At 55.6% G+C, this 15529-nt stretch carries 16 protein-coding genes; 10 read left to right on the top strand and 6 right to left on the bottom strand.

The annotated features are described in order from the left end of the window. The first annotated feature begins 395 nt into the window (after positions 1–395). Together dcuC and rna are read left to right on the top strand one after the other, a co-directional pair. Positions 396–1763 (top strand): anaerobic C4-dicarboxylate transporter DcuC, encoded by a 1368-nt coding sequence (gene dcuC / locus IM304_RS16170; RefSeq protein WP_148419226.1) that lies wholly within the window; start codon positions 396–398, stop codon positions 1761–1763. Between the two features lie 94 nt (positions 1764–1857). Continuing rightward, entirely contained in the window at positions 1858–2667 is an 810-nt protein-coding gene (gene rna, locus IM304_RS16165; RefSeq protein ID WP_193356024.1) for a ribonuclease I, read from the top strand. A gap of 35 nt (positions 2668–2702) precedes the next feature. On the opposite strand, the gene IM304_RS16160 is transcribed toward rna, so the two are convergent. After that, entirely contained in the window at positions 2703–3323 is a 621-nt protein-coding gene (locus IM304_RS16160; RefSeq protein ID WP_193356023.1) for a flavin reductase family protein, read from the bottom strand. A gap of 262 nt (positions 3324–3585) precedes the next feature. Between IM304_RS16160 and rnk the strand changes: the two genes are divergently transcribed. Beyond that, entirely contained in the window at positions 3586–3996 is a 411-nt protein-coding gene (gene rnk / locus IM304_RS16155; RefSeq protein WP_148419232.1) for a nucleoside diphosphate kinase regulator, read from the top strand. Between the two features lie 107 nt (positions 3997–4103). Here the strand turns inward: rnk and IM304_RS16150 are convergent, their stop codons facing one another. After that, on the bottom strand, positions 4104–5342 hold the full coding sequence (locus tag IM304_RS16150) for a zinc-dependent alcohol dehydrogenase (protein ID WP_176610902.1): 1239 nt from the start codon (positions 5340–5342) through the stop codon (positions 4104–4106). A 181-nt stretch (positions 5343–5523) separates the two neighbouring features. Here IM304_RS16150 and uspG point away from each other — a divergent pair, with 181 nt between their 5' ends. Next, the gene (uspG, locus tag IM304_RS16145) at positions 5524–5952 is read left to right on the top strand and encodes a universal stress protein UspG (protein ID WP_047052967.1); all 429 of its coding nucleotides are present in this window, start codon (positions 5524–5526) and stop codon (positions 5950–5952) included. Between the two features lie 60 nt (positions 5953–6012). Here uspG and ahpF read toward each other — a convergent pair whose 3' ends face one another. Next, entirely contained in the window at positions 6013–7578 is a 1566-nt protein-coding gene (gene ahpF / locus IM304_RS16140) for an alkyl hydroperoxide reductase subunit F (protein WP_193356022.1), read from the bottom strand. A 147-nt stretch (positions 7579–7725) separates the two neighbouring features. After that, positions 7726–8289, bottom strand: coding sequence for an alkyl hydroperoxide reductase subunit C (gene ahpC, locus IM304_RS16135; RefSeq protein ID WP_014882974.1), 564 nt, complete (start codon positions 8287–8289; stop codon positions 7726–7728). Positions 8290–8926: 637 nt separating this feature from the next. On the opposite strand from ahpC, the gene IM304_RS16130 reads away from it, so the two are divergent. The 3 genes from IM304_RS16130 (at position 8927) to IM304_RS16120 (ending at position 11834) form a co-directional block, all read left to right on the top strand. Beyond that, positions 8927–9826 (top strand): LysR family transcriptional regulator, encoded by a 900-nt coding sequence (locus tag IM304_RS16130; RefSeq protein WP_193356021.1) that lies wholly within the window; start codon positions 8927–8929, stop codon positions 9824–9826. Between the two features lie 173 nt (positions 9827–9999). Further along, complete coding sequence (locus tag IM304_RS16125) at positions 10000–11223, top strand: phosphoadenosine phosphosulfate reductase (protein WP_193356020.1); 1224 nt, start codon at positions 10000–10002, stop codon at positions 11221–11223. Further along, positions 11208–11834 (top strand): ParB/RepB/Spo0J family partition protein, encoded by a 627-nt coding sequence (locus IM304_RS16120; protein ID WP_148419244.1) that lies wholly within the window; start codon positions 11208–11210, stop codon positions 11832–11834. Before IM304_RS16125 ends, IM304_RS16120 begins: the two co-directional genes overlap by 16 nt. Here the strand turns inward: IM304_RS16120 and IM304_RS16115 are convergent, their stop codons facing one another. Continuing rightward, complete coding sequence (locus tag IM304_RS16115) at positions 11835–12995, bottom strand: pyridoxal phosphate-dependent aminotransferase (RefSeq protein WP_193356019.1); 1161 nt, start codon at positions 12993–12995, stop codon at positions 11835–11837. A 124-nt stretch (positions 12996–13119) separates the two neighbouring features. On the opposite strand from IM304_RS16115, the gene IM304_RS16110 reads away from it, so the two are divergent. From IM304_RS16110 to IM304_RS16100, 3 genes are read left to right on the top strand one after another with little or no spacing between them, the layout of a single operon-like run. Then, positions 13120–13734, top strand: coding sequence for a methylthioribulose 1-phosphate dehydratase (locus tag IM304_RS16110; protein WP_193356018.1), 615 nt, complete (start codon positions 13120–13122; stop codon positions 13732–13734). Beyond that, complete coding sequence (gene mtnC / locus IM304_RS16105; protein ID WP_148419250.1) at positions 13731–14420, top strand: acireductone synthase; 690 nt, start codon at positions 13731–13733, stop codon at positions 14418–14420. Before IM304_RS16110 ends, mtnC begins: the two co-directional genes overlap by 4 nt. Further along, positions 14417–14959 carry an acireductone dioxygenase gene (locus tag IM304_RS16100; protein WP_193356017.1) on the top strand — a complete coding sequence of 181 codons (543 nt, stop codon included), beginning with the start codon at positions 14417–14419 and terminating at the stop codon, positions 14957–14959. Before mtnC ends, IM304_RS16100 begins: the two co-directional genes overlap by 4 nt. 90 nt (positions 14960–15049) lie before the next feature. Here the strand turns inward: IM304_RS16100 and IM304_RS16095 are convergent, their stop codons facing one another. Next, complete coding sequence (locus IM304_RS16095) at positions 15050–15520, bottom strand: SRPBCC family protein (protein ID WP_193356016.1); 471 nt, start codon at positions 15518–15520, stop codon at positions 15050–15052. Positions 15521–15529 lie beyond the last annotated feature (9 nt).

The raw sequence follows: 15529 nt of genomic DNA, 5'->3' as shown, positions 1-15529 counted from the left end.
ACGTAGCCCGTTTAAGATCAGGGGGAGCGCGAGGATATCCAGGCTATCGCCTCCCGGGATTGCCTCACCAACGAAAACGCCGGCGCGGATGCGGTTGCCGCGTCTGCCCGACCGGCTTTGCCAAACGCGCTCTGGCTTGCGGTAGGGCAAACGGCAAGTAATACTCAAAAGCTTAACACTTCACCCTCAAATTAATGACATGTAATCGCTATTAATCAGGTCAATAACGACTTAATATAAATGATGCAGGGTTAGCAAAAATATCGTCATCATCGCCTTTAGTAGTCGCTTTCTTGATTTTAATCAGCAAGAACAGGCCATTTATTCGGCACATTTCAGGCTTCTTTTTTTATTGATTATTTGTGCTCTCGGGCAGCAAGGATACAGGGGAAATCATGCTTACTTTTCTCGAACTCCTCATCGGAGTCGTGGTCATTGTCGGTGTAGCGCGCTACATCATTAAAGGTTACTCGGCCACCGGCGTGCTCTTCGTTGGCGGCCTGACGCTGCTGATTATCAGCGCGCTAATGGGCCATCAGGTTTTACCGGCCAGCGAAGCCAGCACCGGATATACCGCCACCGATATTGTGGAATATATTAAAATTCTGCTGATGAGCCGCGGCGGCGATCTGGGCATGATGATCATGATGCTCTGCGGCTTTGCGGCCTATATGACCCATATCGGCGCCAATGATATGGTCGTGAAGCTGGCCTCTAAGCCGCTGCAATATATCAACTCTCCCTACCTGCTGATGGTCGCAGCCTATTTCCTGGCCTGCCTGATGTCGTTAGCCGTTTCCTCCGCCACGGGTCTCGGCGTGCTGCTAATGGCGACGTTGTTCCCGGTGATGGTCAACGTCGGGATCAGCCGCGGCGCGGCGGCGGCTATCTGCGCCTCTCCGGCGGCGATTATCCTCTCCCCTACTTCAGGTGACGTAGTGCTGGCCGCGAAAGCGGCGGAAATGTCGCTGATTGACTTCGCCTTCAAGACCACGCTGCCGATCTCGATTACGGCCATTCTCGGCATGGGCGTGGCGCATTTCTTCTGGCAGCGCTATCTCGACAAGAAGGAGAACATCAGCCACGAGATGATGGACGTGAGTGAAATCACCACCACTGCCCCGGCGTTTTATTCCATCCTGCCGTTCACCCCGATTATTGGCGTGCTTATCTTTGACGGCAAATGGGGCCCGCAGCTGCACATCATCACCATTCTGGTGATCTGCATGCTGCTGGCGGCCCTGCTGGAATTTGTGCGTGGCTTCAATACGCAGAAAGTATTCTCCGGTCTGGAAGTCGCCTACCGCGGAATGGCCGATGCCTTCGCGGGCGTGGTAATGCTGCTGGTGGCCGCAGGCGTCTTTGCCCAGGGGCTGAGCACCATCGGCTTTATCCAGAGTCTGATCTCCATCGCCACCTCGTTCGGCTCGGCCAGCATTATCCTGATGCTGGTGCTGGTCGTGCTGACCATGCTGGCGGCAATGACCACCGGTTCCGGTAACGCCCCGTTCTACGCCTTCGTCGAGATGATCCCTAAACTGGCACACTCCTCCGGCATCAACCCGGCTTATCTCTCCATTCCGATGCTTCAGGCCTCTAACCTGGGTCGTACCATCTCTCCGGTATCGGGCGTGGTGGTGGCGGTTGCCGGTATGGCAAAAATCTCGCCATTTGAAGTGGTAAAACGCACGTCGGTGCCGGTGCTGGTTGGCCTGATTATCGTCATTATCGCTACCGAAGTGCTGGTCCCCGGCGCTGCCTAAGCGAAATTCCTGATTTCCAAAAAGCGCCTGTTGGCGCTTTTTGTGCTTTAATAACCCCCAGAAATTAATCGCGCCCAACCAATCAGGAAAGAAAATGTTCAGGAAGGATATCGTTATCCCGTCTGGCGCAGTAGCGCTTGCACTCTGCGTATTCTCAACGCAGGCAGACCCGCTCAGGGCAACGCAGTATGCCGATTTCGATCGCTACGTTCTGGCCCTTTCCTGGCAAACCGGATTTTGCCAGAGCATGGTCGAACGTAACCGCGACGAGCCGGACGAATGCCGGCTGCAAAAAGAGAGCAGCAATAAAACCGATTTTCTGACCGTCCACGGCCTGTGGCCCGGCCTGCCTAAATCCATCGCCGCGCGCGGGGTGGATGAGCGCCGCTGGATGCGCTTCGGCTGCGCAACCCGCCCCGTGCCCGACATGCCGCAAGCAAAAGCCAGCCGCAAATGCGCCGCCGCAGAGACCGGGCTATCCCTGTCGGGCGCGGCGAAGCTGAACAGCGTGATGCCCGGCGCGGGCGGCAATTCCTGCCTTGAACGTTACGAATATGCGAAACATGGCGTCTGCTTCGGTTTTGATCCAGACGCCTACTTCGGCACCATGGTGCGCCTGAATCAGGAAGTGAAAAGCAGCGCGGCAGGGAAATTTCTGGCGGAAAACTATGGCAAAACCGTGCGCCGCAGCGACTTTGATGCCGCCGTGGCTAAAAGCTGGGGCAAACAGAACGTGAAAGCGTTCAAGCTCACCTGCCATGGCAATCCGGCCTATCTGACCGAAATGCAGATCTCGCTTAAGTCCGACACCATTAACAATCCGCTCTCTGCCGGCTCTTTTGCACCACAGCCGCATCCGGGCAACTGCGGCAAACAGTTTGTGATTGATAAAGCCGGTTACTGACGCACCTGCGGGCAGATGCCGCACGGTGCGGCATCTCAGCCCCGACGCGCGTCCGGGCGCACCAGGTCAAAACGGTGGCTGTCGCTGATGCCGTAGTAGGCCGACGGCCCGCCCGCACGCAGTATGGGCTGCGCTTTCGCGGTCTGGTAAATCCCCTCTTCCAGCAACGTTTCGGCAATATGAACGCCAACGACTTCGCCAAGCACCAGCCAGGTATCAATCGGCGTGCCATCGGCGCCGGTAAGCTGAATGCACTGTGATAAACGGCATTCAAAATTGACCGGGCTTTCAGCCACGCGCGGCGCGCCCACAAGCTGGCTGGCTGCGGGCGTCAGGCCTGCAAAGGTAAATTCATCTTCACCATGCGCAAGCGTGGCGGACGTTTCATTCATCGCCCCGGCCAGAGCGCGCGTGGCGAGGTTCCAGACAAACTCCCCCGTTTCGGTAATATTGCGCACGCTGTCCTTCCAGCCATTGCTGGAAAATCCAATTATCGGGGGACGATAGTTAAAGCAGTTAAAGAAGCTGTACGGGGCGAGGTTCAGCTGGCCGGCCTTATCGCAGGACGAGATCCAGCCAATGGGACGCGGGCCGATAATGGCGTTCAGCGGGTCGTGCGGCAGGCCGTGTCCCTGAGAAGGTTGGTAAAAGTACATATTGCTCTCTCTGCGGTGGGGCTGCTATGCGCGTTGCCCTGGTTCTGTTTCCCCAGCGTAACCAAATTTCAGTGCAGCGTGAACCGGAACGCCTGGATTATTGCCAAAAATTCATATGGCGCATGAATGTGACGCTCATCACTTCAAACTTACCGGTTCAGACAGTATCATCAGACACGTTAAACCCTCGCTGCCAGACGGCGAGGGTTTTCTTTTGGATTGGTTTCTGCGTTACGCGCAGCATTAACGACATGGAGTAAAAATGTCCAGACCCACAATTATCATCAACGAACTCGACGCAGAACGTATTGACCGCCTGTTGGAAAAACCACAATTTGCCGCTCTGCCGGTCGCCGATGCGCTGAACGAGGAGTTAGACCGGGCGCAGATGTGTACGCCTGAGACCATGCCGCACGATGTGGTCACCATGAACAGCCGGGTGAGGTTCCGTAACCTGACTACCGGGGAAGAGCTGACCCGCACGCTGGTTTATCCGGCGCAGATGACCGACAGCAGCACGCAGCTTTCGGTTCTGGCTCCCGTGGGCGCGGCGCTGCTTGGGTTACGCACGGGCGATACCATCCACTGGGAACTGCCGGGCGGAGCCTCAGCCCACCTCGAAGTGCTCGAGCTGCTCTACCAGCCCGAAGCTGCCGGCGATTACCTGCGTTAATCCCTTCTGAACAAGCGCTCCCGCTTTGCACAGAGGATGCACCTGCATCCTCTTTCCGCAACCTCGTCGCGGCGGTGCTGTAGCTTAAACGCCACCGGTGAGCGACCTCACACGACGCCGCCCGGGAAGGCATTCACCAGCCCCTTCACCTGCTGCTGCGCTGCCTCCGGCGTATCTGCCCCGGGCACCAGAATGACCTTGCGGCACTCCTCCTCCCGCTTTTCGAAAATCTTATAGGCACGCTCCGCATCCGCAAGCGGCAGGTAATGGGTCACAATGTCCTCCGGCGTCAACAGCCCTTTTTCGATAAGCGGCAGCAGTTCCCCCAGCCAGGCATGCACGTGCGTCTGCCCCATCTTAAAGCTCAGCCCCTTATCGAAGGCATCGCCAAACAGGAAGCCGTGAATGAAGCCGGCATAGACGCCCGGTACGCTGACCACGCCGCCGCGGCGCACCGCAGCGATACACTGGCGCAGCGCCTTGCCGCTGCTGCCTTCAATTTTCAGGTTACTGAGGATCGTTTCCGTCGTGCTGCCCTTGGCCTCAAATCCGACGGCATCAATCACCGCATCCACCCCGCGCTGCCCGGCCGTCTGCTCGATAATTTTTTCCGCCGCGTCGTTATCGTCATCGAAGTTGATGGGGATGGCGCCGTAGCGCTCCTGGGCAAACCGCAGCCGATAAGGATGATGGTCAACCACGAAAATCTGCTCGGCCCCAAGCAGACGCGCGCAGGCAATGGTCAATAGCCCCACCGGCCCGGCACCGAATACGGCAACGCTGGAGCCTTTCTGGATCTGGGCATTTTTCGCCGCCTGCCAGGCGGTAGGCAGAATATCCGACAGGAACAGCGCTTTGTCGTCAGACAGCAGCTGCGGTACTTTAAACGGCCCCACGTTGCCTTTCGGCACGCGCACATACTCCGCTTGTCCGCCCGGTACGCCACCGTAAAGATGGCTGTAGCCAAACAGCGCCGCAGGGGCGGGAATTTGCTTTTTGTTCAGCGCCGCGCCCTGCCCGCGGTTCGTGTTTTCGCAGGCCGCGTACTGTTGCATCTGGCAAAAGAAGCAGTCGCCGCAGGCAATCACAAACGGGATCACCACCCGGTCCCCCTTCTGCACGTTTTTCACCTCGCTCCCGCACTCCACCACTTCGCCCATAAATTCATGACCAAAGATATCGCCGTGCTGAACCTTAGGAATTTTTCCGCGATACAGATGCAGATCGGAGCCACAGATTGCCGTGGCGGTTACGCGCAGGATGATATCGTCCGGCTGTTCAATGCCGGGATCGGGAACATTATCGACCCGAACATGGTGGGGACCGTGATAGGTAAGAGCTTTCATGCAACCTCCGAAAGGGTGTGGGTAAGCTTATAAAAGGGTAGCTACCTCACGGGATCTGCCCCGGAATCCGGCTGTTTTGAGATTTATCCTGGCGAGATAAAAAAGTGCTGTCGGGATTACAGAAACCATTTATATTTTGTGGTTGAATGATTACAGCGTTCATAAACAAGGAGAAACGGTTATGTATCAAACAATCATTATGCCGGTTGATGTTTTCGAAATGGAACTGAGTGATAAGGCTGTACGTCACGCGGAATTTCTCGCGCAGCAGGACGGGATTATTCATCTTCTGCACGTTTTGCCGGGCTCGGCCAGCCTGAGCCTGCACCGCTTTGCCGCCGACGTGCGTCGCTTCGAAGAGCATTTGCAGCACGAAGCCGAAACGCGCCTGCAAACCATGGTCGGGCATTTCAGCATCGATCCTTCCCGCATTAAAACGCACGTCCGCTTCGGTAGCGTACGCGACGCCGTTAACGAGCTTGCCGGGGAGCTGAACGCGGACGTGGTGGTGATCGGTTCGCGCAACCCGTCTATCACGACTCACCTGCTGGGGTCGAACGCGTCCAGCGTGATCCGCCACACCCACATTCCGGTGATGGTCGTCAGATAAAAAAAAGAGGCCACCTTTGGGTGGCCTCCTGTATTGCAGGTGTCGTCTTACTTTCTTTTATTATGCCGTTTTGGTGCGGATAAGATAATCAAACGCGCTCAGAGAGGCTTTCGCACCTTCGCCGGTTGCGATGATAATCTGCTTGTACGGTACGGTAGTACAGTCGCCCGCCGCAAATACGCCCTTCACGCTGGTTTCGCATTTGGCATCAATCATGATTTCGCCCATGCGGTTGCGCTCAATCGCGCCTTCCAGCCAGGTGGTGTTAGGCAGCAGACCAATCTGTACGAAAATCCCCGAAAGCGAGACGCTATGCACATCGCCGCTGATACGGTCACGGTATTCCAGGCCTGTCACCTTGCTGCCGTCGCCCTTCACTTCCGTCGTCTGGGCATTCAGCACAATGTCGACGTTTTTCAGGCTACGGACTTTGTCCTGAAGGACCTGGTCCGCTTTCATCTCTGGCGCAAACTCGAGCAGCGTAACGTGTTCAACAATCCCGGCCAGGTCAATAGCCGCTTCCACGCCGGAGTTACCGCCGCCGATCACCGCCACGCGCTTGCCTTTAAACAGCGGGCCGTCGCAGTGCGGGCAGTAGGTCACACCCTTAGTACGATACTGATCTTCACCCGGCACGTTCATGTTGCGCCATTTCGCACCGGTGGCAATAATCACGCTGCGCGCTTTCAGCACCGCGCCAGAGGCGGTTTCAATCTGGTGTAAGCCACCCTCCACCGCCGCCGGAACCAGTTTGCTGGCGCTCTGGCTGTCGATAACGTCCACATCGTAATCGCTGACGTGGGCTTTCAGCGCGCCTGCCAGCTTCTGGCCTTCGGTTTTCGGTACGGAGATGTAGTTCTCAATGTCTACGGTATCCAGCACCTGGCCGCCGAAACGTTCGCCCATCAGGCCGGTACGGATCCCTTTACGTGCGGAATAAACCGCAGCCGCCGCCCCCGCCGGGCCGGAACCGACAATCAGCACATCGTATGCATCACGCTGGCTCAGCTCTTCCGCCGCGCGTTTTTCTGCGCCGGTATCCACTTTGGCAACGATTTCGGTCAGCGTCATGCGGCCCTGGCCGAACTCCTGGCCGTTCAGATAAACCGCCGGAACGCCCATCACGTTGCGTTCGGTGATTTCGTTCTGGAACGTACCGCCGTCAATCGCCGTGTGCTTAATGCGCGGGTTCAGAACCGACATCAGGTTCAGCGCCTGCACCACGTCCGGGCAGTTGTGGCAGGAGAGTGAGTAATAGGTTTCAAACTCAAAATCACCGTCAATATCGCGGATCTGCTCCAGCAGCGCCTGCGCTTCCTTAGACGGGTGACCACCGGTCCACAGCAGCGCCAGAACCAGTGAGGTAAATTCATGTCCCAGCGGAGAGCCGGCAAAACGCGGCCCCTGGTCAGAGTCCGGGTTGGCGATCAGGAAAGAAGGCTTACGGACGGCAAGCGCGTTATCTTCCCTGAAGGTCACCTTCGGCGACAGCTCGGCGATCTCCGTCAGCAGCGATTTGATTTCTGCCGATTTCGCGCTGTCGTCCAGCGTGGCAATCAGCTCAACTGGTTTGGTCAGTTTCTCAAGGTAGGCCTTGAGCTGGGTTTTCATGTTAGCGTCGAGCATTATTCTTCCCTCTCTTAAAACGTCATCATGCAAGCCGCCTTACAGGGCCGCCTGAATGCAACTTGCATCATGGTGCTGGAATGAAATGGGCGCAGGTGCGCCCATGTGTAGGCCCGTGCAGGCGTAGTGCCGCCGGGCTTTGCAGGCTTAAATCTTGCCGACCAGGTCCAGGGATGGAGCCAGCGTCGCTTCGCCTTCTTTCCATTTCGCCGGGCATACTTCGCCTGGGTGAGACGCAACGTACTGAGCCGCTTTCACCTTACGCAGCAGGTCAGACGCATCACGGCCGATACCTTCAGCGGTAACTTCGATAGCCTGGATAATGCCCTGCGGGTCAACAACGAAGGTAGCACGGTCAGCCAGGCCTTCATCTTCACGCATGTTGTCGAAGTTACGGGTCAGGGCGCCAGTCGGGTCGCCGATCATCGCGTATTTGATTTTCGCGATAGTTTCAGAGCTGCTGTGCCACGCTTTATGGGTGAAGTGGGTGTCGGTAGACACAGAGTAAACGTCTACGCCCAGCTTCTGCAGTTCTTCGTAGTGGTCTGCCACGTCGCCCAGTTCGGTCGGGCAAACGAAGGTGAAGTCAGCCGGATAGAAGAAGAACACGCTCCAGCGGCCTTCGGTATCTTTCTCGGTTACTTCAATGAACTCACCGTTTTTGAACGCCTGGTTTTTGAAAGGTTTAATTTTGGTGTTAATCAAGGACATCTGTACTTCCTCCGTGTTTTCGTTGAGATGTAAGGTAACCAACTTTCTTCATCGGGGCTAATGCGTATGCTTTATCAAATCAATCAGCCAAACCTAACAACCCGAACAAGACAACCATGTGAACGAAATGCGGGAAAGGCGCAAAAGTAAAAAGGCCGCCCCTTGGGGCGGCCCTGATACCTGAACTTCCCACAGGAACTTTCAGTGCCAGCCGGAGCTGGCGTTGCGTTGCGCTCTACATACCTTTATATCAAGGCCGTAACAGCACGTTGATTACAACACCGCCAACGGCACGGAGCAATCCGCCAGAGGGGCATTCGTGTCTATGGCTGTGATAGGTTTTACCGAACGCTGCATATGATGCCGTACAGACGCACCGGCGGGAGAAATAAGAATGAGTGATAAATACTTGTCTATATATAAATGACACTATTTTTATTCAATTCTGTTTTCTCTTTTAAAGATAAAAATACCTTAATACTCTTTGAAGAACTATTTCATTAATCTATCATCGTGATATATTAAGCCCATATTTAATGATAATTAAGCGAGTTAACCACCAGGATGGTAAATGGTTAACTAAGTTCTATAGTTATCAGTGATGAGATAACGCAACGCAGCACGCTCAGGATGAAAAATGGCAAACCTCTACGATCTCAAAAAATTCGACCTTAACCTGCTGGTCATATTCGAATGCATATACCAACATCTCAGCATCAGTAAGGCAGCGGAAACGCTCTACATTACGCCATCAGCGGTCAGCCAGTCGCTACAGCGGCTGCGTAACCAGCTCAACGATCCGCTGTTTATCCGCTCGGGCAAAGGGATCACGCCCACGACCGTAGGAGTCAATCTTCATCATCATCTTGAGCAAAACCTTAATCAGCTTGAGCAAACCATCAATATTATGCATGGGTCAGCGCTTAAGAAGAATTTTGTTATCTATTGCCTTCAGGTTCTGACAACCAACAATCTGATTAACCCCATGAAATTATTGATGAGGGAGGATAATTACGAGATTGAACTCCACGATATGCTGCTCTCTGCTGACTCCGCCGAAGACCTGCTTGCGTACCGCAAAGCCGACCTCATTTTCTCGATGGCTCCCGTCAGCAACCGCTCTATGGTTTGCGTTCCCTATGCTCGCTTCGACGTGATACACGTGTGCAGCCAGGATCATCCGCGTATAAAGGATTTTGCGACCTTAGAAGAACTTCAGGCCGAAAAATTTACGATGTTTATGAGCGATGCGGCGGGCGTCAAACACTATCAGTCAAAAGCGGATGAGGTCCATTCTGACAGGACGATCGGTTTTCGCACCGACTCGCTGTTTTCAATCATGGCTATGGTAAGCGCGTCTCATTTAATTGGATATGTGCCAGAAGCGCTGTTCACCAAATATCAGGACGTATTACGCCTTAAAAGAATTGAAACGCCCTTCACGCTGCCGCCTATCGAGGTATTTATGATCTATAACCGTTCCGCGCTTAACAGCTCTGTATTCTCAAAATTCATTGATGAAATTACCGAGAAATGACGTGATATGGCTGTGGCCTTCACAGCCAGTTCATTGCTCTTAAATATCACTCCCACTTATAGTTATCGAAAACATTTTTATTTTTGATTTACCTGCCTTTATTTTCACTATTATTATTCTCTCTCCTGTATTGACACAACCATCCGGTATTTATTTCCAGGAGGAGTTTGCCCTTGTCAATTTATAAGTATCCACTCAGTCAAAATGTCCTTGAAGCCGCGACAGAGCGCATTACGTGGGCACTTGAGCATTTACCCAGAGTCTGCGTTTCATTTTCAGGGGGCAAGGATTCCACCGTCATGCTCCATTTAACGGCGCAGCAGGCCCGAAAATTGGGAAAGAAAATCCACGTGCTCTTTATTGACTGGGAAGCGCAGTTCACCTCCACTATTGATCATGTGAATAACATGCTCGCGCTGTACGCGGATATCATCGAGAAAAGCTGGTGGGTAGCCCTGCCGCTGACCACGCAGAACTCGCTTTCACAATTCCAGCCAGAATGGCAGTGCTGGGAGCCGGGTAAAAACTGGGTGCGCCAGCCGCCTGCTGGTGCGGTGACCAGCCCGGACTACTTTGATTTCTATCAGCCGGGCATGACGTTTGAAGCCTTCGTCCGCGCCTTTTCCGACTGGTTTGCCAAAAAACGCCCTGCCGCCATGATGGTGGGCATTCGCGCCGACGAATCCTACAATCGCTTTTTGACTATCGCCAACGCGCGAAAGCAGCGCTTTGCGGATGACAAACCCTGGACGACCGTCGCTCCCGGCGGCCACGCCTGGTACGTCTATCCGCTTTACGACTGGAAAACCGCCGATATCTGGACATGGTTTGCCAAAACGGGCGGCTGCTATAACCCACTGTATGACCTGATGTTTCAGGCCGGCGTCCCCCCGCGCTATATGCGCATCTGCGAACCCTTCGGTCCCGAGCAGCGTCAGGGCCTGTGGCTGTATCACGTCGTCGAGCCGGAGCGCTGGGCAACCATGTGCGAACGCGCAAGCGGCGTGCGCAGCGGCGGCATCTACGCCGGGCAGGACAATCACTTTTATGGCCACCGCAAAATCCTGAAACCCGACGCGCTCAGCTGGCGAGCGTACGCCATGCTGCTCCTGGACAGTATGCCGCAGCCCACAGCGGAACATTACCGCAATAAAATCGCCGTTTATCTGCACTGGTATCAGAAGAGAGGCATGGCCGATATTCCCGATACCCAGGAGGGCGATATCGGCGCCAGGGATATTCCGTCCTGGCGACGGGTGTGCAAAGTATTGCTCAATAATGACTACTGGTGTCGTGCCCTTTCATTTAGTCCCAATAAACCGAAGCACTATCAGCGGTACAGCGAACGGATCAAATCTAAACGCAAGGAGTGGGGGATCTTATGCAACAGCGATTAATAAGCGAACTGAATAACTATCTTCAGTCGCTTTCCGAAGATGAACGTATTGAAGCCATTAACGCCTTTCGTCAGGCCATCCATGAAAATAGCCCTTTTCGTGAACAGCCTGTCGACTGCGTGCTGTGGATCAAACAGGACGAGATCGGCGCGAACGATTACAACCCCAATAACGTCGCGCCTCCTGAAAAGCGGCTGCTGTGCCGTTCTCTGGAGATGGACGGCTTCACTCAGCCCATCGTGGTGACGGAAAGTGGTGCCCGCCACTATGAAATCGTCGATGGCTTCCATCGTCATGAAATTGGGACCACCCGGGCGGGGCTGAAACGCCAGCTTAAAGGGTATCTTCCGGTCACCTGCCTGCGCAAAGAGCGGCAGAAAAAGTTCGACCGGATGGCGGCCACCATTCGCCACAATCGCGCGCGCGGCCGGCATCAGATTCACGCCATGTCAGACATCGTGCGTGAACTGGTGCAGCTTGGCTGGGACGACGTGAAAATCAGTCAGGAGCTGGGGATGGACAGCGACGAGGTGCTGCGGCTCAAGCAAATCAACGGCCTGCTGGAACTCTTTGCAGACCGTCGTTACTCCGAAGCCTGGACGGTAAAATAATCAGAGCGCGCTAAGGCGTTCAGCCGCCGCCAGCAGCGTCGATTCCTGTTTCGCGAAACAGAGACGAATCAGCCTGTGCGGGAAGGGATCGGCGCAAAAAACGGATAACGGGATCGCCGCTACGCCCACCTCTTTCGTCAGCCACCGGCAGAAGCTGACGTCATCCAGATCGGAAATGGCGCTGTAGTCGGCCAGCAGGAAGTAGGTGCCTTCACACGGCAGGATCTCCAGACGGCTTTGGCTCAGGGCATTTACAAACAGATCCCGACGCGCGCGGTAAAAATCCGGCAGCTCGCGGTAGTGTCCGGGCTGGCTGCGCAGCATATCCGCCAGCGCCAGCTGGGCTGGCGTGTTCACCGCAAACGTCAGGTACTGGTGCACTTTGCGCAGCTCAGCGCTGATGGCGGCGGGCGCCACGCAGTACCCCACCTTCCAGCCGGTCATATGGTAAGTTTTACCGAATGACGACACCGCAACTGCACGCTCGCGAAGCTGCGGATGAGCCAGCACGCTGGCGTGCCCCTCCTCTGCAAAGCAGATGTGCTCATACACCTCGTCGCTCAGAACATAGATTTCACGTTCGGCGATGGCCTGCCACAGGGCTTCAACGTCGCGCTTTTGCCACACCGTCGCCGAGGGGTTGTGCGGCGTATTCAGGATCACCAGCCGGGTTTTGTCGCTCAGCAGCGCGGCAAACGCCTGCCAGTCGGGGCGGAAATGCGGCGGCTGGAGCGCCACGCGTTTTACCACGCCCCCTGAAAGCGCGATCGCCGGGGCGTAGCTATCGTAGCTCGGGTCAAAACAGATAACCTCATCGCCCGTACGCACCAGGGCGGTTATAGCCGCATACAGCGCTTCGGTCGCCCCTGCGGTTACCGTGATCTCGCTGTTCGCATCGGGCCTGTGGCCGTACAGCTCAGCCGTCTTATCGGCAATGGCTTCGCGCAGCGCCTGTACGCCGGTCATCGGCGCATACTGATTCGATCCCTGCGCAACGTGGTACGCCAGACGCTCCTGCAAAAAGGTCGGGCCGTCAAAATCCGGGAACCCCTGCGAGAGATTAATGGCGTTATGCTGCTGCGCCAGGGCGCTCATCTGCGTAAAGATCGTGGTGCCGAGGCTGGGTAGCTTACTCTGCGGAATCAATGCGTTATCGCTCACGGTGCAGTACCTGCATGTAATACTTATGTTGCTGACACTATAACACGATGTTAGTCTTTGGCAATCAAGACGCTTAGACGTCTAAACTATATCAATATTCCCGGCCGCCCGGGAGGGAAAGGAAATGACAGACAACCTGCAACTCACACAGCTGGTGGAGGCCTGCCGCTGGATTGGCGCCAGAGGCTGGGCACCCGCCACCGGCGGCAACATGTCGGTGCGTCAGGACGAACGTCTGTGCTGGCTCAGCGAATCCGGCAAAGACAAGGGTAGCCTCACCGCCGACGATTTTCTTCAGGTGGAGATAGCCACCAGCCGCGCGCCGTCTGGCCGTAAGCCGTCGGCAGAGACCGGGCTGCACACCCTGATTTATCGCCTTTTCCCGGAGGCCAACGCCGTGCTGCACGTTCACACGGTGAACGCCACGGTGCTGTCGCGTCTGGTCAACGAGGACGAGCTCAAGATCCACGGTTTTGAGATGCAAAAATCCCTCACCGGGCAGACAACGCATCTGGATACGGTCGCCATCCCGGTGTTTGATAACGACCAGGACATCGACGCCCTCGCCTCGCGAATCGCCCAATACGCGCAGGAACGCCCGCTTAATTATGGTTTTCTTCTGCGCGGCCATGGCTTAACCTGCTGGGGACGTGACGTGGCCGAAGCCCGCCGTCATCTGGAAGGACTAGAATTCTTATTTGAATGCGAAATGCGTTTACGACAACTGGAGAGAGTATGATTCGCGCGATTGTGACGGATATTGAAGGGACCACCAGCGATATTCGTTTTGTCCATGACGTTTTGTTCCCCTACGCGCGTGAGCGGCTGGCGGCCTTTGTGACCGCGCAGCAGTACGCCGAGCCGGTCAAATCAATTCTGGACAACCTGCGCGAAGAAATCGACGCTCCCCACGCCAGCATCAGCGACCTTATCCATACGCTGTTCGCCTTTATGGATGAAGATCGTAAATCCACGACGCTGAAGGCCCTGCAGGGAATTATCTGGCAGGACGGCTACGTGAACGGCGACTTTACCGGCCATCTCTACCCGGACGTACTGCCCGCGCTGGAAAAATGGAAAGCGCAGGGTATTGATCTGTATGTTTATTCTTCTGGCTCCGTGGCCGCGCAGAAACTGTTATTTGGCTACAGCGACGAAGGTGATATTACTCATCTGTTCAGCGGCTATTTTGATACGCACATTGGTGCCAAGCGCGAGGTGCAGTCTTATCAGAACATAGCGGCGCAGACGGGCATCGCACCGTCGCAGATCCTGTTCCTGTCGGATATTCATCAGGAGCTTGACGCGGCTGAACAGGCCGGTTTCCGCACCCTGCAGCTGATTCGCGGTGAAGATGACGGCGCGAGCCATCACCATCAGGTTCACCAGTTTGACGAGATTAACCCGGAGCAGATCCCTTCATGAGCGCATTGACCATTTATTCTGATAAAGACGCGAGTAAGCCCCTGTGGCACAGCACCGACGCTGCCGGAATCGCCCAACGGCTCAACGCCAAAGGCGTGCGTTTTGAGCGCTGGGCGGCGGATCGTGATATAGGACAGGATCCCGCACCCGAGGCGGTGATCGAAGCCTATCAGCATGCGATCGATAAGCTGGTGGCGGAAAAAGGCTATCAGAGCTGGGACGTGATTAGCCTGGGCGCCGACAACCCGCAGAAAGACGCGCTGCGCGCGAAGTTCCTGAACGAGCATACCCACGGGGAAGACGAAGTACGCTTTTTCGTGGAAGGCGCGGGATTGTTCTGCCTGCACATTGACGATGAGGTATATCAGGTGTTGTGCGAGAAAAACGACCTGATCTCCGTACCGGCGGGCACGCCGCACTGGTTTGATATGGGTTCCGAGCCTAACTTTACGGCGATCCGTATTTTCGATAACCCGGAAGGCTGGGTGGCCCAGTTTACCGGTGATGCGATTGCGGATGCGTATCCGCGCCTGGCCTAGTTGAAAGCAAAACCGCAGCTATAGCTGCGGTTTTTAATGTTTGCTCCCTCTCCCTGTGGGAGAGGGCTGGGGTGAGGGCATCAGCGCGCATTACCCCTTCAATCCCTTCACATACCCCACCAGCTGATCCAGCACTATCCCCCACCCTTCATGAAAGCCCATCTGCTCATGCTGCTCGCGAATTTCCCGGGTTGGATGGCGCGCAATCGCCGTATAGCGGGTTTTGCCTTCTCCGACATCTTCCAGCAATAAAATCGCCGTCATAAACGGCTTCCCGGCCGGCTTCCAGCCTTCGGTATAGCCGTCGGTAAAGACCAGCTTATTGCCGGGATCGATTTCAAGGAACACGCCCCGGTTATCCATCCGCTGCCCGTCCACGTCGAAAACGGTATTGAACCGTCCGCCCACGCGCAGATCGAGGTCGCATTCGATCACCTTATGGGGGGCAGGAATAAAGAAGTTCTTGATGTGTTCCGGCGTGGTCCAGCAGAGCCATAGCAGGTCGCGCGGTGCGTCCACCACGCGTTCCAGTTTTAAGTCAGTTTCAGGATCGAGCGTCACGATAACGTC

Origin of the sequence: Enterobacter cloacae complex sp. P40C2, assembly GCF_014930695.1 — a bacterium.
GTDB classification, from domain to species: Bacteria; Pseudomonadota; Gammaproteobacteria; order Enterobacterales; family Enterobacteriaceae; genus Enterobacter; species Enterobacter pasteurii.
The sequence above is the reverse complement of the archived record's forward strand: the minus strand, read 5'-3'. Positions and strand labels throughout refer to the sequence as shown.

What these genes read in the sequence shown, in the direction of transcription:
- rna (WP_193356024.1), top strand. Translation starts at nt 1,858, where the DNA reads ATGTTCAGGAAGGATATCGTTATCCCGTCTGGCGCAGTAGCGCTTGCA.
- IM304_RS16160 (WP_193356023.1), bottom strand. Translation starts at nt 3,323, where the DNA reads ATGTACTTTTACCAACCTTCTCAGGGACACGGCCTGCCGCACGACCCG.
- mtnC (WP_148419250.1), top strand. Translation starts at nt 13,731, where the DNA reads ATGATTCGCGCGATTGTGACGGATATTGAAGGGACCACCAGCGATATT.
- ahpF (WP_193356022.1), bottom strand. Translation starts at nt 7,578, where the DNA reads ATGCTCGACGCTAACATGAAAACCCAGCTCAAGGCCTACCTTGAGAAA.
- IM304_RS16120 (WP_148419244.1), top strand. Translation starts at nt 11,208, where the DNA reads ATGCAACAGCGATTAATAAGCGAACTGAATAACTATCTTCAGTCGCTT.
- IM304_RS16110 (WP_193356018.1), top strand. Translation starts at nt 13,120, where the DNA reads ATGACAGACAACCTGCAACTCACACAGCTGGTGGAGGCCTGCCGCTGG.
- rnk (WP_148419232.1), top strand. Translation starts at nt 3,586, where the DNA reads ATGTCCAGACCCACAATTATCATCAACGAACTCGACGCAGAACGTATT.
- ahpC (WP_014882974.1), bottom strand. Translation starts at nt 8,289, where the DNA reads ATGTCCTTGATTAACACCAAAATTAAACCTTTCAAAAACCAGGCGTTC.
- IM304_RS16130 (WP_193356021.1), top strand. Translation starts at nt 8,927, where the DNA reads ATGGCAAACCTCTACGATCTCAAAAAATTCGACCTTAACCTGCTGGTC.
- uspG (WP_047052967.1), top strand. Translation starts at nt 5,524, where the DNA reads ATGTATCAAACAATCATTATGCCGGTTGATGTTTTCGAAATGGAACTG.
- IM304_RS16100 (WP_193356017.1), top strand. Translation starts at nt 14,417, where the DNA reads ATGAGCGCATTGACCATTTATTCTGATAAAGACGCGAGTAAGCCCCTG.
- IM304_RS16150 (WP_176610902.1), bottom strand. Translation starts at nt 5,342, where the DNA reads ATGAAAGCTCTTACCTATCACGGTCCCCACCATGTTCGGGTCGATAAT.
- dcuC (WP_148419226.1), top strand. Translation starts at nt 396, where the DNA reads ATGCTTACTTTTCTCGAACTCCTCATCGGAGTCGTGGTCATTGTCGGT.